Source organism: Streptomyces sp. NPDC001828, assembly GCF_042892175.1.
GTDB lineage: Bacteria > Actinomycetota > Actinomycetes > Streptomycetales > Streptomycetaceae > Streptomyces.
Window position 1 is genome coordinate 562,641 of record NZ_JBIATV010000001.1, and the last position, 17,921, is coordinate 580,561.

The window sequence follows — 17,921 nt, forward strand, 5'->3', positions numbered from 1 at the left end:
AGCGGCCCCTGGTGTCGCCATCGCCCCCCTGGAGCCCGGTGCCGCAGCGATCGCCGGTGCCGCCATCGACCCAAGGCGCCAGGGCCCCAGCGCCGCACTGGGACCCACGCGCACGGCGTCGCAGCGGGACCACCGGCGCCCCGCCGATGAGTTCGCGTCGAGCTCGTCGTCTGGGGCGGTGCCGGCGGCGGGCCGATCCGCGCAGGCCACCGGCGCCGCCGTCAAGGGGGTCCGGGACCCTCGGGCGCCGCCGCGTGGCCGAAATGCGTCGGAGGGGCCTTGCGGGGCTCAACTGGCGGCGTTGCACTGTGAGTTGACGGATGCCGCTGGGGATCCCCGGAGCCCTCGGCTCGCGATGCCCGCGACGCCCGCGATGACGGAGGGGGATTCCGATGGCGAGCGCGCCCATGACCGCAGCGGACAAGGGGGCGAGACGCCGGCTCTGGACGCTCGCCCTCGCCGTCCTGTCCGCCCTCGCACTGGCCCTCGGCCTCGCCAACGCCCCGGCCGCGCACGCGGAGTATCCGGGACCCAATCCGCCACAGGCGCCGGCCGACTGCGGCAAGCCCTGGGTGATCCTGTCGGCGTACGGCACCTCGGAGTCCACCGACGACGGCCACCCCTACGGCACCGTGGGCGTCAACGACACCTACATCCGGGCCCTCAAGCGCGCGCTGTCCGACGCCGGCGTCCCCGCGACCGACGTCGCCGTACGCAACCTCTCCTATCCGGCGTCCGCCGTCGACTGGCCGTCGTGGCTGCCCGGGAACTGGGGGCCCGACGACTACTGGACGTCGATGGGCAAGGGCCGGGACAAGCTCGTCGAAGAGGTCAGCTTCTACGCCTCCTGCCCGAACCGTCCCACGCTGATCCTGCTCGGCTATTCGCAGGGCGCGCAGGTGATCAAGAACGCCATCGCGCAGGGCGCGATCCAGGGCAACCAGCGCAACGCCGACGAGATCGGCGCGGTCGTCAACGTCGGCGACGCCTCCCGCAGCAACGCGCAGATCGGCATGGCGCAGGACGGCCAGATGGTCACCCTCAACCCCGACTACACGGACGGCAGCGCCGATGTCTCGCGCGGCGGACTCATGCAACGCCTGGACGTCCCGGCCGTGTTCGCCGGATTCCTCGGGGGCGGACGCTACTTCGACGTGTGCCGCGTCGACGACCTGGTCTGCAACGAGCAGGCGGTCCCGGGCTCGGACGACTGGAAGAACCGCTGGCTCGACGACTTCGTGAACAGCGCCGTCGGCGACAACCGCCCGCACGTGATGTACCGGGACAACGGGAACACCCAGAGCCCCGAGGACCGGGCCCGCGCCGACGGCGTCGCCGCCCGTACGGCCAAGCGGGCCGTGACCGCGGCCGTGGCGCAGCGCAACGTGGTGCACCCGCCCCCGGACACGCCGGAACAGATGTGGGCCACCAACGTCCGCGCCACACCGTCGACTTCGGCCGGAATCGTCACCGTGCTCCCGGCGCCGACCACGGTCTACGTGAAGTGCCAGAAACACGCCGAGCCGGTGACGTACGGCGGGATCACCAATGACGCCTGGTCGTATCTGCCGCAGCAGCGCGGCTGGATCAGCAACATCTTCCTGAAGGGCCCGGCCTGGATGCCGGGAGTTCCCGAATGCGCCTGAGCGCCGCGCCCCGCTAGCGCTCGACGGGTGCCGGTGCGAGGCCGTCCTCGACCAGGCCGGCCAGGACCGCCTGCCCCAGGGCGTGCACGGCGGACTGGGGGCGGACCATCACGGTGAACTCCTTGATCCGCCCGGCGTCGTCGAACTGGAGCAGGTCGATGCCGTGGATCTGCTTGCCGCCCACCGTCGCACGGAACGGCAGGATCACGGAGGGCGCCTCCTCGCCGTCGGCGCTGGTCTCCGCCGTGCCCTCGAAACGGCCGACGTAACGCAGGTCCTCGAAGGTGCGCAGCAGCACCCCGAAGAGCCCGAGCACCATCGCCTTGCCCTCGAACGGCACGAATTTGACCGGGCTGTAGAGCCGGACGTCATCGGTGAACAAGCCGTCCAGCGCGGCGAGATCGCGCTTTTCCACGGCGGCGCGGAAGTGTTCGGCGGTCTCCATGAGTCCTCCTGGTGCGGGTCGAGTGCGGGTCGAGGCAGGCCGAGTACGTGCGCGTACGGGTCGCGATCGATACTCATGAAACTGACTAGTCAGTTTCATGAGTACTATTGCAGGGGCGGAACAGGAAAGGGAAGGGGGCTCCGATGGCTCTGCGGCATGCCGTGCTCGCGGCGCTGCTGGACGGCGAGTACAGCGGTTACCAACTGGCCAAGGCCTTCGACATCGGCGTCGCGAACTTCTGGCACGCCCTGCCCCAGCAGCTGTACGCCGAACTCACCAAGCTGGAGAAGGACGGCCTGGTCGCGGGCCGCCAGGTGGTCCAGGAAACCCGGCCCAACAAGCGCCTCTTCCACGTCACCGACGCCGGCCGCGCCGAGCTGGAGACGTTCGCCGCCGCCGTGTCCAAGCCCTCGTTCATCCGGGACGACCTGCTCGTCAAGGTGCAGGCCGCCGACCGCATCGGCACCGGGCCGGTGATCGGACAGCTGGAGGAACGGGCGTCCGCCGCCGACGCCAAGATCGAGCTACTGGGCGCGCTGCTACGGCAGTTGAGGGGCGCGGCGGACGAGGAGGACTTCCTGCTCCACGGCGAGCGGATCGGCCCCTACCTGACCTGTCTGCGCGGTCTGGCCTTCGAACGGGAGCACCGGGACTGGTGCCGCCGGATCGCGGCCGTCCTGCGGGAGCGCCAGAGGATCGACGCCGAGGGGTGAGGGGGCGCCCGGCCACACATCGGGGCAGGTGGTGGCGTGGGGCGGCCCGATCGGGCGCCCGGGCCCGCCTTGGTTACGCTGGGCGCCGACAGCACATCGTGAAGCGGAACAAGGAGCAGACGTGAGCGAGCCGGCGTCCATCGCCCTGCAGCAGGAGATCGCCCGGGAGCTGGAGGTCGCCGAGACCTTCGAGGCCGAGCGGGAGATCGAGCGCCGGGTGGCCTTCCTCGCCGAGCGGCTGACCTCCACGGGTCTGCGCTCCCTTGTCCTCGGCATCAGCGGCGGCGTCGACTCCACCACGGCGGGCCGGCTCTGCCAGCTCGCCGTCGAGCGGGCCAGGGCCGCCGGCCACGAGGCCCGCTTCTACGCGATGCGGCTGCCGTACGGCGTCCAGGCCGACGAGCACGACGCCCAGCTCGCACTCTCCTTCATCCGGGCCGACCACGTGCTGACCGTGGACATCAAGCCGGCGAGCGACGCCGCGCTCCAGGCCGCCGTCGACGCCGGTGTGGGTTTCCGCGACGCGGCCCACCAGGACTTCGTGCAGGGCAACATCAAGGCCCGCCAGCGCATGATCGCCCAGTACGCCGTGGCCGGCGCGCACCAGGGTCTGGTCGTCGGCACCGACCACGCCGCCGAGGCGGTGTCCGGCTTCTTCACCAAGTTCGGCGACGGCGCCGCCGACCTGGTGCCGCTGACCGGACTGACCAAGCGCCGGGTGCGCGCCGTCGCGGACGCGCTCGGCGCGCCCTCCGAGCTGGTGTGGAAGACCCCGACCGCCGACCTGGAGACCCTGGACCCGGGCAAGGCCGACGAGGACGCGCTGGGCGTCACCTACGACGACATCGACGACTTCCTGGAGGGCAAGCCGGTGCAGGCGCGGGCCTTCGAGACGATCGTCAACCGCTACCGCCTCACCGACCACAAGCGCCGGCTGCCGATCGCCCCCTGAGCGACACCCCGCACGGAACCGGGCGGGGCGGCTCACTTCGTCCTGCTCGGCATGTGCTGCGACAACACAAGGAGGCCCTCCCCATGTGGAACGGCGATGCTCTCGACCTCGATGCCTATCTGGCACACCTCGGCCACGAGGGAGACCGCACGCCCTCCCTGGCCACACTGCGCGCACTGCACCGGGCCCATGTGCTCTCCGTACGCTGGGAGAACGTGGAGGCCGTGCTCCGCAAACACCGGCCCCTCGACCTGGCGTCGGTGCAGGCCAAGCTGGTCGGCGGGGCGCGCGGTGGCACCTGCTTCGAGCACGTCACCCTTTACGCGGCCGCCCTGGAGCGCCTCGGCTTCTCCTTCTTCGCGGTCCAGGGCCGGGTCCGGATGGGCTCGCCCAAGGTGAGGCCCGAGACGCACGCCATGGTCGTCGTGGAGCTCGACGGCAAGCGCTGGCTGAGCGACGTCGGCTTCGGCGCCAGTCCGCTCGAACCCATCGAGCTGACCGACGCCACGGATTCCACGGACGGGGTGTGGTCCTACCGGCTGCGGCGCCAGGAAGTCTCGCCGGGCGAGACCGGATGGGCGCTGCACCAGCCCGCGGTCCCACGCGAGGGGATCGAGACGAGCGATGACGGGTGGATGGTCCGGCACACCTTCACCCTCCACCGGCAGTACCCCGTCGACCTCCTGGTCGCCAACCACTTCGGCGCCTCCAGCCCGCACTCGGCCTTCAGCGACCGCCTCTACCTCCAGCGCCTGCACCCCGACCGGCTGCACTCCCTGGACAACCGCCTCCTGACCACGGTCCGGCCCGGTGTGCCGGGCCCGCCGGAGAGCCGCGAGCTGGAGCTCACCGAGGTGCCCGAGGTGCTCGCCGACGTCTTCGGCATCGAACTGTCGGCCCGTGACATGGAGCTGCTGCTGCCGAAGCTGGTCTGAGTGCCGGGCTCGGCGACGGGCTACCCGGACTTGCGCAGCCACCGCGCGAAGCTCCGCCGGGGCGTGCGTACCTTGACGCGGCCGTAGGCGAGGTGGCCCGTCAGCTCCACGCGCAGAGTGTGCGGGGTGCCGGGACCGGGCGGCCGGGGAGCCATGTCCTTGGAGTAACTCATCGACAGGGACTCGGAGTTGACGACGATCCCCGGCCCGGTCACCAGGAGCAGTGTCCCGCCGCGCATGTCCATGTCGATGCTCAGGGTGTCCTGGGTGATCACGGCTTCGGTGAAGTCGAGGGTCACATCGCACCAGGACGACCGCAGCTCGATGCGGCGCGGAACGACCCAGGGCCCCTCCCGGCGGACCGCTCCGGCCTCCTGGTCGATCCGCAGGACGTCCTTCACCTCGACCGGCGTTCCACCCGGCGTCGTCGCCAGGGCCGGCAGGTCCGCCGTGAGCCCGGCCAGCTCGTCGAGGGTGCGGGCGGTCAGGGCCACTTCGAGGCGCTGGTCCAGTTCGTCGGCGTCCAGCAGGCCGTCACCGGCCGCGATCCGCAGCTGGTCCACCGTCCGGTCGCGGTCGGCGTGCGACGCCCTGGTGGGCGGGGATGCGCCGGGGCCGTGGGGCTGCGCGCCGGATGACGGCTTCCTGCTGGGTCCCGACATGTCCCCGTCCCGCTCTCGTGGTCGACGTCCAGGGCGTCCAGGGCGTCCAACGCATCCAACGCGTCCTCGACGCTCCGCACGCGCTGGACGCTCCGACGCCTGCGATTGAACTTACGTTATATCGCGTCAGGGTGGCGGCCAAGCCCGGGGAGCGATGTCCGGCGCACGGGCGACCACACCGATGGGTCGCTACCCCCGGTGGGCGACCACACCCCTGGGCGGCTACACCGTGCCCCCGCCGTCCACCGTCAGGACCGCACCCGTGACGAAGGACGACTCCTCGCCCAGCAGGAAGCTCACGGCGTCGGCGATCTCGCGCGGCTCGCCGATCCGTCCCAGCGGCCGGTCGGCCGCCTCCGCGTAGAACTCGCCCACCGGACGGCCGAGTTGACGTGCCTCGCGCTCCAGCATGCCGGTCCGCACGTCCCCCGGCGCCACGCAGTTGGCGCGGATGCCGGCCGGCGCGTGGTCGAGGGCCATGGCCCGCGTCAGCATGACCACGCCCGCCTTGGCCGCGCAGTAGGCGGCGGCGCGGCGGCCCGCCCGCAGACCCCAGCCCGAGGCGATGGTGACGATCGAGCCGCCGCCCGCTCCGGCCAGATGGGGGACCGCGGACCGGCAGGTCAGGAACACCGAGTCGAGGTTGTCCTCGAACGTGGCACGCCAGTCGGCGGGGGTCAGCTCCGTGATGTCGCCGCGCCGGATGCTGCCGGCGACCGTACAGAGGCCGTGCAGCGCGCCGAAGCGGGCCACGACCGACTTGACCAGCTCCTCGACGTCGTCGGGCCGGGACAGGTCGCAGCCGAAGGGCTCGGCGCGGCCGCCCGCCGAGCGCACCTCCAGGGCGACCTCCCGGGCCGCTTCGAAGTCGCGGTCCGCCACCGCGAGCGCGGTGCGGTGGTCGGCGAGCCGTCGGCACACGGCCGATCCGATGCCGCCCGCGCCCCCGGTCACGAGCACGACACGATCGCGCTCAGCGCTGTTCGTCCCCGCCTCGGAGCCGCTCATCGGGCGCCCCCTTCGGCGGAGGCGCCCGCAGTGCGCGGCGCGGCGCCGAGCACCAGGGCGAGCAGCGCCTTCTGGGCGTGCAGCCGGTTCTCGGCCTGCTCGAAGATCAGCGAGCGGGGCCCGTCCTTGACCTCGGCGTCCATCTCCTCGCCCCGGTTGCTCGGCATGCAGTCCAGGAAGGGCGCGTCGGGTGCGGCGAGCGCCATCAGCGGTTCGGTGACCCGCCACCGGTCGGCGAGCCGGGTCCGCGCCTGCCACTCCCGCTGCCCCGGCAGCCGCAGCGACTTCCAGCTCTGTACGTACACCGCGTCCGCGCCCCGCACCGCCTCCGCCATGTCCTCGCAGAAGTCGAGCCGGGCTCCGGAGCCGGCCGCGAGGGCCTGGGCCTCCTTGACGTACCGCTCGTCCAGCTCGAAGCCGGGCGGATGGGCGAACGTGACGTGGTGGCCGAGCAGGGCCGCGGCAAGCAGCGAGGAGTGCAGCACGCCCGGTGTCTTCTGTCGCGAGGAGTACGCCCAGGTGTAGACGACCCGCCGCTCGGGCAGCCCGTCGCCGAACCGCTCGCGCAGGGTCAGCAGGTCGGCCAGCACCTGGCAGGGGTGCTCCTCGTCGTCGAGGGCGTTGATGACGGGGATCGAGGAGTGCTCGGCCATGGTGTGCAGCCGCCGGTGTCCGGCGCCGTAGTCGGCCATGTCGTACCAGCGGACGACCAGCGCGCTGAGGTAGCGGCTGAGCACCCCGGCCGTGTCCTCGACCGTCTCGTTGTTGGCCAGGCGCAGCTCCTCGGGGCCGTAGGTGTAGCTGCGGCCGCCCAGTTGGGCCGCGGCGACCTGGAAGGAGACCCGGGTGCGGGTGGACGGCACGTGGAAGAGGAGCCCCAGATCCGTGCCGTCGAGATAGGGGTGGGTGTCCGCGCCGCTCTTCATGCGTTCGGCGAGGGTGAGTACGGCACGTAACTCGTCGGCGGCGAAGTCGGTCATTCCGAGTATGTGGCGGCCGAGCACGGCGTCACCTCTTTCGTCGGTCGTGCGGGGGATGGTGGTGGGGCGGTGCGGTGTCGCGCGCGGTGTGCGGTGGGAGCTGTGCGGCGGCGTCCCGCGCCCTTGCTCCGCGCGGCCCGTTGCGTTCGCGTGCGCGCTCGCGCCGGGAGAGCCACGCCTCGACGAGCACCGCCGCGGCGAACATGGCGGCCGCGTATCCGACGCTGACGCCCATGAACGGCAGCATCAGCACGGTCACGGCCGTGACCAGGTAGTTCGTCCAGCGCATCGGTCCGCTCCTTATGATCCGCATGGCCGACAGGAACGCGAGGAGGAACACCAGGAGGTAGGCGGCGGACGAGGCCTTGATGAGCACGGACTCGTTGGAGTCGGTCGCCGCCAGCAGGCCGAGGGTGAGGCTGTAGCCCGGTACGAGCGCGAGCACGGCCCGGGACGGTGTTCTGGTGCGGGGCGAGATCCGGCTCAGGCCACGGGGGACGATGCCCTCGCGGGCCAGCGCGAAGACGACCCGGGAGGTGCCCAGGCACCAGGCGTTGGTGGTGAGCACGAGCAGGACGGCCGCCACGAGATAGCCGAGCGTGCTGTGATCGGCCCCGGTGGCCAGCCTCAACAGGCGGGTGAATCCGGTGAGTTGCTCCTGGGTGCTCTGGTCCGCCGGCAGGGTGAGGGCGACCGTGAGCGCCATCGCGAAGTAGAGCGCCCCCACCACGCCGACGGCACACAGGATGCCGCGCGGGAAGGTGCGCGCCGGGTCGCGCACCTCCTCCGCGATGGGGGCCGCGTTCTCCCAGCCGATGAAGCCGAAGAAACAGATCAGCAGGCAGTCGCCGAGAGCCGGCCACCCGTGCGGGGCGAACGGCCCGAGGTTGGACGTGCTGCCCTGCGGCAGCGCCAGGACGATGACCGCGCACAGCACCCCGACCACGACCACGAGCACGGCGAGCTGAACGCGCCCGCTGACGGTGAGCCCGAGCAGGTTGAGCGCGACACAGCCGAGGATGACGAGGGCGCCGGCCGCGAGCGAGGCCCGGTTGGAGGCGCCCGGGGCGAGCGCCGCCAGCAGATAGCGGCCGGCGATCAGACCCAGTACGGGATTGGCCGCGAGCAGCGTCATCAGCAGGTACAGGGCGGCGATCCGGCCCGCCCGCCGCCCGAAGGCCACTTCCACGAACTGGGCGACGCCCTTGCTCGTCGGATGCAGCGTCGAGAGCTTGGCGAAGACCAGCGCGAACGGATAGCTGTAGACGATGAGGATGCCCCAGGCCAGCAGCGACAGGGGCCCCGCCGTGGTCCACGCGAGGACCGGGATGACCAGCAGCCCGACGCCGAGGACGGAGGTCAGATAGTGGACGACGAGTCCGGGGACTCCGATGTGCCGCCGCAGGACGTTGGCCGCCACTGGGAACTCTCCTGTTCCGTTCCGCGGGAGGCTGTGTCCCCGGCCGGGTCCGCCCACAAGGCGTCCATGGTCTCGTGGGACATGGGCTTGGCGAGGTCACGGCGCGCGGCATACCCCATGTTCACGATGAGGCGCCGGCCGCCGGTCACCGGATACACCCGGTGCAACGTGGTGTCGGAGCGCAGGAAATAGAGGTCGCCGGGCCGGAGTTCGACGGAGTGAATGGGACGTGACACGAAGTGCCGGTGCAGTTGGGGATTTCCCTTGTCCCACTCCGTGCGCGGTACGCACTGGACGAACCCGCCCTGTTCCAGCGGCGGGCAGTCGATCACCCACACGAGGGCGAAACTGTAGTCGTCCCAATGCCAGCCGTGTGTGTCGCCGGACCGGGTGAGCTCGGTGATGACGAATTGTTCGGGGGCATAGGGGCATTCGAAGACTTCTTCTCCCGCGATGACACCCAGTGCCTCGCGAAGCCCGGTGGAGGAATACACCCGGGGCAGGATGCGGCCGTACTCGGCGATCTCGGCCCGGCGTACGTTGTGCATCCGCCGCGGGGTGCCGCCGGTCTCGGCGAACGCCCCGTCCCGGCGCACGGCATGACGGCTGATCAGCGACTCGGTCTCCTCCCCGATCAGCTTCTTGACGTCGTACGGGGCGAGGGAGCCGGCCTTCACGAAGCCCTGCGTGAGGAATTCGCGACGGGCCCGTTGGAGGCGGAGCGGGGGTACGTTGTGGACAAGGTGGCGTTCCAGGGCGTCGACGACGCTGTCGGCGCCTCCGCTTTCGTCGATCATGGCAATTCCGTTCCCCGATCTTCCCGGCACCGCCGCCATCGGCTTCGGCCCCGAACGCGCGCGTGCTTCCGGGCCTTTGGTCATTTACCAGTGAACAGTGCCGCACTTCGGACACGCGGGTGACAGCGGGAATTCACGCCATGGTGGAATGGCTCGGAATCATTCGGACGGCCGGCGCCTGCGAACCCCGCTCGGTCGTCCCGTTGACACAGACGCCTCTTCTGGGGCGAAATCCCGGGTGAACAAAGGGAATTGGGGCACGGTGGAGTCGGCCGACCCCCTACCATTCGTCAGCCCCGCTCGGGCGGGTGCTCCACCGGGTGTTCCACCGGCTGCGGGGGAGGGCGTCCCGGCCTTCGACGACGCCGTGTAGTTGGCGCGGTATGCGTCGTGCGCGTCAGCCGAGGACCAGCGGGAGCCGGGTGGCCAGCGCTCCCAGCCCGGCGGTCTGCGCGGGGGTCGGCACGCGGCGGCCGGTGCCGATCAGCAGGGCGTCCGTATCGCTGAACGATGCGGGGAACTCGGCGCCGGCGATCGCCTCGAGCAGGCCCCGGGAGCGCGCCAGGCCCTCGGCGGGCGGCCCCGCGACGCCGGGGAGGCGGTCGCTGAGGTCGAGGTGGTGCAGCGTCCACTCCAGGACGTAGGCGGTGAGGTAGTCGCCCGTGGTGAGGACCTGGTCCTGGGTGGTGACCCGCGCGTCCGGGTCGGCCAGCCCGGCCGCGCGCCCGGCGGCGGAGCCGACGTCGTCCAGGTGGAACTTGAGCAGATCCGGCTCCTCGTACGCGGCGGCCAGCCGGACGGTCAGCGCGTCCAGCGGGTCGTCGCCGGCCGGCCGTTCGCTCCCGACGTGCCAGTAGGTCACCGCGTCGACGGTGGGCTCCGCATCGGCGGGCGTGACGAGTGTGATCAGTACGTCCTGGGCGTCGATGACGAGGTGACACACGAGGTCCCGCACCAGCCACCCCGCACAGCCGGACGGCTGCCCGAAGAGCGGGTCCGGCAGCCCGGCGACCACGGCGCGCAGCGCGGCCCAGGAACGCGAGAAGAGATCCACGGTGCGCACGGTAGTGCGGTGCCGGGAGGGGAGACAAGCACGGCCGTGGACGGCCGGGAGGCTGACGCACCAACCCTGCGGCGTCACTGACGCCCGGTGGCCAGCCGTTCCAGCTCGTCGGAGATCTCCCGCCGCAGCACATCGTGCCGGGGCGCGAGGGCGTGCCGCTCGTCCTGCCAGTTTTCCCGCGCGTAGCGCCAGACGGGTACGCGCACGAGGTCGGCGGGCTCCCACGCGAAGCGCGGCCACACATGCGCGTGGAGGAATCCGTCGGTGTTGCCGAGGATCTCCAGGTTCACCCGACGGAATTCCGGATCGCGCCGACGGGAGACACGCTCCACGGCTTCGCCGAGCATGTCCATGCCGGCCAGGAAATCCAGCCGCTTCACTCTGGGAAGCTCCGAAAGCCGCCGCACCTGGGGATCGTCGACCAGGAGCACCGAGTAGCCCGGCAGGAACTGGACGTCGCCGATCACCGCGAACCCCGCCCGCAACCGCCGCAGCACGGTGGGGTTCTCACCGCGCAGGGCGCTCTCGATCCGGCTCGTACGCCAGTCACTCGTCATGACGGAAACCTAGCCCGCGGGCCCCCACGATGAGTTTCGCCCCCCGGGGGAGTCGGAAGGAGTGAACGGCCGGCAAGGCCGGTGGCGGCAACACGGTCGCGGCCGGCTCCGGCGGGCTTCGGCGGTCGCATCGGCCGCGACGGGTTCGGACGGAAGGATCGCCATGTCATTCACCCACGTCCTCGCGGTGGCGCCCGTGACCGAGATGGAGGCCGCCGTGGACTGGTACGAACGGCTTCTGGGGCGGCCCGCCGACAAGCGGCCGATGCCCGGGCTCGCCGACTGGCACATCGCCCCGTCCGGCTGGGTGTCGGTGTTCCAGTCGCCGGAGCACGCCGGGTCGACCCTGCTCAACCTCGTGGTCGACGACCTGGACAAGGCGCTCGCCGACCTGGCCGGGCGGGGCATCACCGCCGGGGAGGTCCAGCCGGGCGCCCAGCGGGTCCGGTTCGCGGCCCTCCACGACCCCGACGGCAACCGCGTCACCCTGATCGAGAGTCCGGTGTCCTAGGACGTCGTCCGCGCGCCCGGCGGACGCACCATGAAGACGTCGACGGGGTCCTGCGCCTCCACGGTGAACCCGTGCCGCTCATAGAGCCGCCGGGCGGCGCTGCCCTGCAGGACGTTCAGGCGGACGGGCACCCCTTCGGCGTCGGTACGCCCGAGCACCGTTCGCAGGACGGCCGACCCGAGTCCCCGGCCCTGGACGCCCGGAGCCAGATAGAAGTGCTCAAGCCACTGGCCGTCGTCGGCCGGGCGCAGCGCCACGCAGCCCGCGAGCGCCCCGTCGGCCATGACCACCGAGGTGTGCGACGGGGAGAAGGCGTCCCGGAACCGCTGCCGCACCCGATGCTCGTCGAACCGCCCGAGCCGCTCCAGATCCGGCCGCATCACCACGGCCCGCAGCTCGGCTAGCGGCTCGACGTCGACCGCTTCCGCCGGACGCAACACCCACCCCGCCAAACGCCCCGCCCCGGCCTCCGCCCGGCCGAGCCGCGCGGCACCCGTCCCCGTACTCGTGTTCATGGCCGGAAGTATCTCAACGGGCTGGTGAGACGGTGTGCGGGGCCCCCTTCGCCGGATGCGGGCGGCAGGAGATGATCACTTCATGAGTGATTCCCCGAGCGACCGTGCCGGCACAATCGTCCTGATGTCGGATCCCGATATCGCCGCCATTCCCGTGCGGGAGTGCGGTGAACCGCTGGTTGACGTCCGCCGTGACGGCGCCCTCATGCTCGACGGCGCCCGCCAGGATGCGCAGAGCGCGTACGCGCATCTGCGCGAGGGCGTACACGAACGGCTTTTGTACGCCCAGGAGTTGCTTCCCAGTGACCTGCGGCTGCTCGTCGTCGAGGGCTACCGCCCGCTGTCCCTGCAGCGTGCGTACTTCGAGGAGTACGCGGACGAACTTCGGACGCTGCACCCGGATTGGTCCGCCGAGCGGATCCACACGGCCGCGAGCCGCTATGTCTCGCCGCCCGGCATCGCGCCGCACAGCGCCGGCGCCGCTGTCGACCTGACCCTCGCCGACGCCGACGGGCGCGAGCTGGATCTGGGCACGCCCATGAACGCGTCCCCGGAGGAGAGCGCGGGCGCCTGCTACACCGGGGCCGACAACATCAGCGCCGAGGCGCGCGAGCACCGCGGTGTGCTGGGAGCCGCGCTGTCGGCCGCGGGCCTGGTGAACTACCCGACGGAGTGGTGGCACTGGTCGTACGGCGACCGCTACTGGGCCCGGGCCACGGGCCATCCGTTCGCCCCGTACGGGCCCAAGGACCTGTAGACCGAGGAGGGCTCGCACGCCCGGGGAGCACCCGGCCCCCGACACCCGGCCCCCGACACTCGGCGCCCGAGTCACCGGACACGACCGCCCCCGGCCCCGACCGGAGGTAGGCCGGGTCGGAGTCGGGGGTGGGGCGGTGGTTACTTCTGCCAGCCGATCGTTTCCGGGAGGGGGCTGTAGAAGATGGTCGCGCCCACGTTGGCCAGGCCCTTCTTCACGCCGTACGTCGACGGGCCGCTGAACAGCGGCAGGAAGGCGTACTCCCGCAGCGCCTTCTGCTCGACCTTGTTGACCGCCGCGTTCTGCGCGTCCAGGTCGGCTGTCTCGGTGGTGGCGGTGATCTCCTTGTTCAGCTCCGGCGTACCCGAGCCGGTGATGTTGGAGTCGTGGTCCGAGCAGTAGAAGTCGCACAGGTAGCGGGCGGCGAACGGGTCCATGGAACGGTTGCCCGACAGGAAGAGGTCGAAGTCGCGCTCGCTGAGGATCTTCGAGAAGTCCGCGTCGTCGGCCTTCTTGATGACGAGGCGGACGCCGATCCGCTTCAGCATCTCGGTCAGCGCGCCGGCCGTCGCCTTGCCCAGCGCGTCGTCGCCGAGCAGCGTGTAACCGACCTCCAGCCTCTTGCCGTCCTTCACGCGCACGCCGTCGCTCCCCGCCTTCCAGCCCGCCGCGTCCAGAACCTTCTTGGCGTCGTCCGGCGCGTACTTCAGGACGGCCGAGACGTTGTCCTGGTAGCCCTTCTGGAAGCTGTGCAGCACGGCGGAACCCGGCAGCGGCTCCTTGTAGTCAAGACCCTGGAACTGGATCTTCGCGATCTGGGGGCGGTCGACGCTCTCCTGGATGGCCTGGCGGACCGCCTTCTCCGACAGGATCGGAGACTTGGTGTTGAAGTTCAGCGAGTACTCGAAGGGGCTGCCGCCGCTTCGGATCTCCGTGCCGCCCAGGCCCTTGATCTGCTTGAGGCTCTCCGCGTCCACGGCGGACGTGTAGTCGAGCTGGCCGTTCTTGAACGCGTTGACCGCGGCCGCCGACTCCAGGTTGACGTAGACGCGCTTGTCGAGCTTGCCCTTCTTGCCCCACCACTTCGGGTTGCGCACGAAGGTGATGTTGCCCGAGTGCTCGTCCCAGGAGCCGACCGTGTACGGGCCCGCGCCCCACTCGGGGTGGGCCTTCTTCACGTACGCCTGGTTGAAGTTGTCGACCGTGGCGGCCTTGGGGTGCAGGAAGGTGGTGAACAGGCTGGACCAGGAGGCGTCGACGCCCTTGAAGGTGATGACGGCCTGCTTGGCGTCCTTGCCCTGCTCGACCGAGGTGATCCCGTCGTAGCCGGACGTGGTGGAGGACGAAAAGGCCTTGTCGGAACCGTTGTTGGCCTTCCAGGTGGCCTCGATCGCGGTCCAGTCGATCGGTGTGCCGTCGTTGAAGGCGGCCTTCGGGTTGATGGTCAGGACGACCTTCTGGTGGCCGCCCTCGACGGTCACCTTCACATCGCTGTAGTAGTCCGGGTTGTACTGCACCTCACCCGTCGGCGAGTAGGTGATGGCGTCGGCGTTGTACCAGGACCACACCCGCGTCGCGGTGAGCGTCGCGTTCACGTTGAACGGGTTGCCCTGGTCGTCGAAGGTGCCGGCGGTCGTGTAGGTGCCGCCGTCCTTGATGTTGTCGTACGGCTGCGGGTTGTAGTCGGCGACCGACGAGGCCGCCTTCGGGGCGTCCTTCGCGGCCGTGTCCGACGCGCTCTTCCCGGAGGAGGACTGGCACGCGGTGGCTGTGACGGATATGGCGGCGATGAGGGCGATGGGCAGGGCCAGTCCTGGGCGCATGGCGGGGTGGTTCCTCCGGGTCGGGATGACGGTTCGGTTCGGGGGCGCGACGGGCGCGCTTCAGCGGGAGATGCCCGGGAGTCCGGGGCGGGCCGGGCTCAGGCCGCGTGACAGGCGTACGTGTGGCCGGGCTGTCCGGCCACGGCGCGCGGCGCGGGACGTTCCGTGCGACAGCGCTGCCGTACGTCCTCGCCGGCCAGCCGGTACAGCGGGCAGCGGTCGACGAAGACACAGCCCGCGGGCAGCCTGGCCGCGCTGGGCAACTCCCCTCGCAGCACGACGCGTTCACGCGTGCGCTCCCGCTGCGGGTCGGGCACCGGGATCGCGGAGAGCAGGGCCCGGGTGTAGGGGTGCCTCGGGTCGGAGAAGAGCGTCTCGGTGTCGCCGGTCTCGACGATGTGGCCCAGATACATCACCGCGATGCGGTCCGAGATGTACCGGACGACGGCCAGGTCGTGGGCCACCACCAGATAGGCGAGCCCGAGTTCGCGCTTGAGCCGGGCCAGCAGGTTGATCACCCCGGCCTGCACCGAGACGTCCAGGGCCGAGAGGGGCTCGTCGAGCGCGAGGAGCTTGGGCTCGGTCGCCAACGCCCGTGCGATGCCGATGCGTTGGCGCTGTCCGCCGGAGAGGGTGGCCGGGAAGCGGTCGCCCACCGAGGCGTCGAGGCCGACCAGCGTCAGCAGCTCGTGGATGCGCGTACGGATCGCGTCCCGGCCGCGTCCGACGGCTTGCAGGGGTTCGGCGAGCAGCTGGTAGACGGGGAGACGAGGGTCGAGGGCGCCGAGCGGATCCTGCATCACGATCTGGACGTTCTGCCGCAACTCCCGTACCTCAGCAGCGGATTGGACCGTGCCCACCTCGGTGCCGGCGATCTCGATCCGGCCGCTCTCGGGCGGCCTGAGCCGGAGCACCTCAAGGAGCGTCGTGGTCTTGCCGCTGCCCGACTCGCCCACCAGACCCAGGGTCTCGCCGGCCCGCAGCTCGAAGCTCACCCCGTTCACGGCGTGCAGCGTGCCGACCCGGCGCTTGAGGAGCGCGCCCTTGGTGATGGGGAACGTCCTGACGAGGTCCTCGACGCGCAGCACCACGTCGCCGGGCTCGGCCCGTACCGAGCCCGGGTGTTCGTCGTTGCCGCCGTCCGGCCCGGCGGGGTCGAGCGTGCCGTCGGCCACCTCTTCCGCGCGCAGGCAGGCCACGTGCCCGTGCCCGGTGACCTCGCGCAGGGCGGGTTCCTCGGCGCGGCAGGCGTCCAGGGCGACGGCGCAGCGGCTCGCGAAGGGGCATCCGGGCGGGAGGTCCGCCGGGGTGGGCGGCTCCCCGCCGATCGCGGCGAGCGGCCGGTGCACACCGCTGTCCACGGTCGGCACGGCGGCGAGCAGCCGTGCGGTGTAGGGCATCGTCGGGCGGCGGAACAGCTCGTCGACTCCGGCGCGCTCCACGAAGCGGCCCGCGTACATGACGGCGATGTCATCGGCGTACCCGGCGACGACTCCCAGGTCATGGGTGATGAGGACCAGGCCCGCGCCCGTCTCCCGCTGCGCGAGGCGCAGCACGTCGAGGATCTGGGCCTGCACGGTGACGTCGAGCGCGGTGGTGGGCTCGTCGGCCACGAGTACGGACGGCCTGTTGGCGATCGCCATGGCGATGACGACCCGCTGGCGCATGCCGCCGGAGAACTCGTGGGGGAAGGACCTGGCCCGCTCGCGCGGATCGGGTATGCCGACGAGGTCGAGCAGTTCGACCGCCTGCTCCCAGGCCGCCTGCTTGGTCAGGTTCTGGTGGACCCGCAGGGCGTCGCGGAGCAGCCGGCCCACGGAGTAGATCGGGGTGAGCGAGGACAGCGGGTCCTGGAAGACCATGCCGATGGACTTGCCGCGTACGCCGGACAGTTCCCTGTCGCCGAGGCCGACCAGGTCACGTCCGCCGAGCAGCACCTCGCCGCGCATCGTGGCGGAGGGCGGCAGCAGGCCCATGATGCCCATGGCGGTGGCCGACTTGCCCGAGCCGGACTCGCCGACGATGCCGAGGGTCCGGCCGGGCAGGAGGTCGAAGCCGACTCCGCGCACCGCTTCCACGGGGCCCGCCTCGGAGGGGAAGGAGATCCGCAGGTCCCGTACGGACAGGACGGGGGCGGTGCCGGTGGGGGGCGCGGGGTCGGTGCGGGTGGTCGTGAGGGTCATCGTCGGCCTCCTGCCGCGCCGGTCACGGACGTGGGGTCGAGGGCGTCGCGCAGCCCGTCGCCGATGAACGTCATCGACACGGTGAGCAGCACGACCAGACCCGCGGGGAAGGCGAACAGCCAGGGCGCGCTGGTCACCGTGCCGGCGCCGGCGGCGAGCATGGTGCCGAGCGAGACGTCGGGGGTCTGGACGCCGAACCCGAGGAACGACAGGGCCGTTTCGCTGAGCACGGTCGCGACCACGCCCAGCGTCAGGTTCACGATCAGGAGCGAGCCGAGGTTGGGAATGATGTGACGCACGATGATGCGCAGCGGGCGCACCCCCATGAACTCGGCGGCGGTCACGAAGTCGCGTTCGCGCAGTGACGTCGACACCGACCAGATCACCCGGGCCGTGGACATCCAGCCGAACACGGTGAGCACGACGATGAGGACCCGCCAGTCACCGGCCAGCCGGTGCGAGACCAGGGCGAGGATGAGGAAGGAGGGGACGATGAGCAGGAAGTGGATGACCGCGAGGGTCGCCTTCTCGACCCGGCCGCCGAAGTAGGCGGCGCCGGAGCCGATGACCGCCGCGAGCACCAGGGTCAGGACGGAGACGCTCACCGCGATCGCCAGCGAGCGCTGGAGCCCGTGCACGGCCGAGGCGTAGATGTCGTTGCCGCCCTGGTTGGTGCCGAACCAGTGGTCGGCGCTGGGCGGTTGGGTGAGCGCGGCGAAGTCGGCGTCGGAGTAGCTGTACGAGGTGAACAGGCCGCCGAACGCGCTGAACAGCAGGAGCAGCAGGAAGATCACCACCCCCGCGACCGCGAGGCGGTTGCGCAGGAAGCGCCGCAGATAGAGCCGGCCGAGGCCGATGCGCCGCTTGTCGCGCGGTACCGGGAGCAGTGCCGCGGGGGGCACTTGGCCGAGGGGAGAGGGGGTGGGGGCGTCGGTCGTCAGATCTGATGCCATG

At 71.2% G+C, this 17,921-nt stretch carries 18 protein-coding genes; 6 read left to right on the plus strand and 12 right to left on the minus strand.

What is annotated here, in order from left to right; all coding sequences use genetic code 11:
- The first annotated feature begins 407 nt into the window (after positions 1 to 407).
- Complete coding sequence (locus tag ACFYZA_RS02660) at positions 408 to 1,646, plus strand: cutinase family protein (RefSeq protein ID WP_388486507.1); 1,239 nt, start codon at positions 408 to 410, stop codon at positions 1,644 to 1,646.
- 13 nt (positions 1,647 to 1,659) lie between these two features.
- Here ACFYZA_RS02660 and ACFYZA_RS02665 read toward each other — a convergent pair whose 3' ends face one another.
- Entirely contained in the window at positions 1,660 to 2,091 is a 432-nt protein-coding gene (locus ACFYZA_RS02665) for a nuclear transport factor 2 family protein (RefSeq protein ID WP_382584226.1), read from the minus strand.
- A gap of 143 nt (positions 2,092 to 2,234) precedes the next feature.
- Here ACFYZA_RS02665 and ACFYZA_RS02670 point away from each other — a divergent pair, with 143 nt between their 5' ends.
- The 3 genes from ACFYZA_RS02670 to ACFYZA_RS02680 all read left to right on the plus strand — a co-directional run bounded on the left by ACFYZA_RS02670 (position 2,235) and on the right by ACFYZA_RS02680 (position 4,691).
- Positions 2,235 to 2,804: a PadR family transcriptional regulator gene (locus ACFYZA_RS02670; protein ID WP_382584223.1), complete on the plus strand. Its 570-nt coding sequence runs from the start codon at positions 2,235 to 2,237 to the stop codon at positions 2,802 to 2,804.
- A gap of 121 nt (positions 2,805 to 2,925) precedes the next feature.
- Positions 2,926 to 3,756, plus strand: coding sequence for an ammonia-dependent NAD(+) synthetase (nadE, locus tag ACFYZA_RS02675; RefSeq protein WP_388486510.1), 831 nt, complete (start codon positions 2,926 to 2,928; stop codon positions 3,754 to 3,756).
- Positions 3,757 to 3,839: 83 nt separating this feature from the next.
- Positions 3,840 to 4,691, plus strand: coding sequence for an arylamine N-acetyltransferase (locus ACFYZA_RS02680; RefSeq protein ID WP_382584217.1), 852 nt, complete (start codon positions 3,840 to 3,842; stop codon positions 4,689 to 4,691).
- A gap of 20 nt (positions 4,692 to 4,711) precedes the next feature.
- Here ACFYZA_RS02680 and ACFYZA_RS02685 read toward each other — a convergent pair whose 3' ends face one another.
- From ACFYZA_RS02685 to ACFYZA_RS02715, 7 genes are all read right to left on the minus strand, one after another.
- Positions 4,712 to 5,353 carry a DUF1707 domain-containing protein gene (locus ACFYZA_RS02685; protein ID WP_388486513.1) on the minus strand — a complete coding sequence of 214 codons (642 nt, stop codon included), beginning with the start codon at positions 5,351 to 5,353 and terminating at the stop codon, positions 4,712 to 4,714.
- A gap of 222 nt (positions 5,354 to 5,575) precedes the next feature.
- Positions 5,576 to 6,361, minus strand: a complete 786-nt coding sequence (locus tag ACFYZA_RS02690; protein WP_388486514.1) for an SDR family NAD(P)-dependent oxidoreductase — start codon at positions 6,359 to 6,361, stop codon at positions 5,576 to 5,578.
- Complete coding sequence (locus tag ACFYZA_RS02695; protein ID WP_388486517.1) at positions 6,358 to 7,365, minus strand: ornithine carbamoyltransferase; 1,008 nt, start codon at positions 7,363 to 7,365, stop codon at positions 6,358 to 6,360. Before ACFYZA_RS02695 ends, ACFYZA_RS02690 begins: the two co-directional genes overlap by 4 nt.
- A gap of 4 nt (positions 7,366 to 7,369) precedes the next feature.
- Complete coding sequence (locus ACFYZA_RS02700) at positions 7,370 to 8,761, minus strand: APC family permease (RefSeq protein WP_388486519.1); 1,392 nt, start codon at positions 8,759 to 8,761, stop codon at positions 7,370 to 7,372.
- Positions 8,701 to 9,558, minus strand: a complete 858-nt coding sequence (locus ACFYZA_RS02705) for an ArpA protein (RefSeq protein ID WP_388486522.1) — start codon at positions 9,556 to 9,558, stop codon at positions 8,701 to 8,703. The genes ACFYZA_RS02700 and ACFYZA_RS02705 overlap by 61 nt, the downstream gene beginning before the upstream one ends.
- A 397-nt stretch (positions 9,559 to 9,955) precedes the next feature.
- Positions 9,956 to 10,612 (minus strand): maleylpyruvate isomerase N-terminal domain-containing protein, encoded by a 657-nt coding sequence (locus tag ACFYZA_RS02710; RefSeq protein ID WP_388486524.1) that lies wholly within the window; start codon positions 10,610 to 10,612, stop codon positions 9,956 to 9,958.
- Between the two features lie 83 nt (positions 10,613 to 10,695).
- On the minus strand, positions 10,696 to 11,178 hold the full coding sequence (locus ACFYZA_RS02715; protein ID WP_388486526.1) for a diadenosine tetraphosphate hydrolase: 483 nt from the start codon (positions 11,176 to 11,178) through the stop codon (positions 10,696 to 10,698).
- A gap of 163 nt (positions 11,179 to 11,341) precedes the next feature.
- On the opposite strand from ACFYZA_RS02715, the gene ACFYZA_RS02720 reads away from it, so the two are divergent.
- Positions 11,342 to 11,689, plus strand: a complete 348-nt coding sequence (locus ACFYZA_RS02720; RefSeq protein WP_388486529.1) for a VOC family protein — start codon at positions 11,342 to 11,344, stop codon at positions 11,687 to 11,689.
- On the opposite strand, the gene ACFYZA_RS02725 is transcribed toward ACFYZA_RS02720, so the two are convergent.
- A complete protein-coding gene (locus tag ACFYZA_RS02725; protein ID WP_382584651.1) occupies positions 11,686 to 12,126 on the minus strand; it encodes a GNAT family N-acetyltransferase in 441 nt (146 codons plus the stop codon). The genes ACFYZA_RS02720 and ACFYZA_RS02725 overlap by 4 nt on opposite strands.
- Before the next feature lie 202 nt (positions 12,127 to 12,328).
- Between ACFYZA_RS02725 and ACFYZA_RS02730 the strand changes: the two genes are divergently transcribed.
- On the plus strand, positions 12,329 to 12,961 hold the full coding sequence (locus tag ACFYZA_RS02730; RefSeq protein ID WP_382584193.1) for a M15 family metallopeptidase: 633 nt from the start codon (positions 12,329 to 12,331) through the stop codon (positions 12,959 to 12,961).
- A 140-nt stretch (positions 12,962 to 13,101) separates the two neighbouring features.
- Here the strand turns inward: ACFYZA_RS02730 and ACFYZA_RS02735 are convergent, their stop codons facing one another.
- From ACFYZA_RS02735 to ACFYZA_RS02745, 3 genes are all read right to left on the minus strand, one after another.
- Entirely contained in the window at positions 13,102 to 14,784 is a 1,683-nt protein-coding gene (locus ACFYZA_RS02735) for an ABC transporter family substrate-binding protein (RefSeq protein ID WP_388486533.1), read from the minus strand.
- 98 nt (positions 14,785 to 14,882) lie between these two features.
- On the minus strand, positions 14,883 to 16,967 hold the full coding sequence (locus tag ACFYZA_RS02740) for a dipeptide ABC transporter ATP-binding protein (RefSeq protein WP_388486536.1): 2,085 nt from the start codon (positions 16,965 to 16,967) through the stop codon (positions 14,883 to 14,885).
- Positions 16,964 to 17,920 (minus strand): ABC transporter permease, encoded by a 957-nt coding sequence (locus ACFYZA_RS02745; protein ID WP_382584184.1) that lies wholly within the window; start codon positions 17,918 to 17,920, stop codon positions 16,964 to 16,966. The genes ACFYZA_RS02740 and ACFYZA_RS02745 overlap by 4 nt, the downstream gene beginning before the upstream one ends.
- Between the last annotated feature and the right edge of the window lies 1 nt (position 17,921).

Excerpts from the sequence above, each read along its gene's own strand:
- ACFYZA_RS02660 (WP_388486507.1), top strand. The coding sequence starts at position 408 with ATGACCGCAGCGGACAAGGGGGCGAGACGCCGGCTCTGGACGCTCGCC.
- ACFYZA_RS02665 (WP_382584226.1), bottom strand. The coding sequence starts at position 2,091 with ATGGAGACCGCCGAACACTTCCGCGCCGCCGTGGAAAAGCGCGATCTC.
- ACFYZA_RS02670 (WP_382584223.1), top strand. The coding sequence starts at position 2,235 with ATGGCTCTGCGGCATGCCGTGCTCGCGGCGCTGCTGGACGGCGAGTAC.
- ACFYZA_RS02680 (WP_382584217.1), top strand. The coding sequence starts at position 3,840 with ATGTGGAACGGCGATGCTCTCGACCTCGATGCCTATCTGGCACACCTC.
- ACFYZA_RS02685 (WP_388486513.1), bottom strand. The coding sequence starts at position 5,353 with ATGTCGGGACCCAGCAGGAAGCCGTCATCCGGCGCGCAGCCCCACGGC.
- ACFYZA_RS02690 (WP_388486514.1), bottom strand. The coding sequence starts at position 6,361 with ATGAGCGGCTCCGAGGCGGGGACGAACAGCGCTGAGCGCGATCGTGTC.
- ACFYZA_RS02705 (WP_388486522.1), bottom strand. The coding sequence starts at position 9,558 with ATGATCGACGAAAGCGGAGGCGCCGACAGCGTCGTCGACGCCCTGGAA.
- ACFYZA_RS02715 (WP_388486526.1), bottom strand. The coding sequence starts at position 11,178 with ATGACGAGTGACTGGCGTACGAGCCGGATCGAGAGCGCCCTGCGCGGT.
- ACFYZA_RS02720 (WP_388486529.1), top strand. The coding sequence starts at position 11,342 with ATGTCATTCACCCACGTCCTCGCGGTGGCGCCCGTGACCGAGATGGAG.
- ACFYZA_RS02730 (WP_382584193.1), top strand. The coding sequence starts at position 12,329 with ATGTCGGATCCCGATATCGCCGCCATTCCCGTGCGGGAGTGCGGTGAA.
- ACFYZA_RS02735 (WP_388486533.1), bottom strand. The coding sequence starts at position 14,784 with ATGCGCCCAGGACTGGCCCTGCCCATCGCCCTCATCGCCGCCATATCC.
- ACFYZA_RS02740 (WP_388486536.1), bottom strand. The coding sequence starts at position 16,967 with ATGACCCTCACGACCACCCGCACCGACCCCGCGCCCCCCACCGGCACC.
- ACFYZA_RS02745 (WP_382584184.1), bottom strand. The coding sequence starts at position 17,920 with ATGGCATCAGATCTGACGACCGACGCCCCCACCCCCTCTCCCCTCGGC.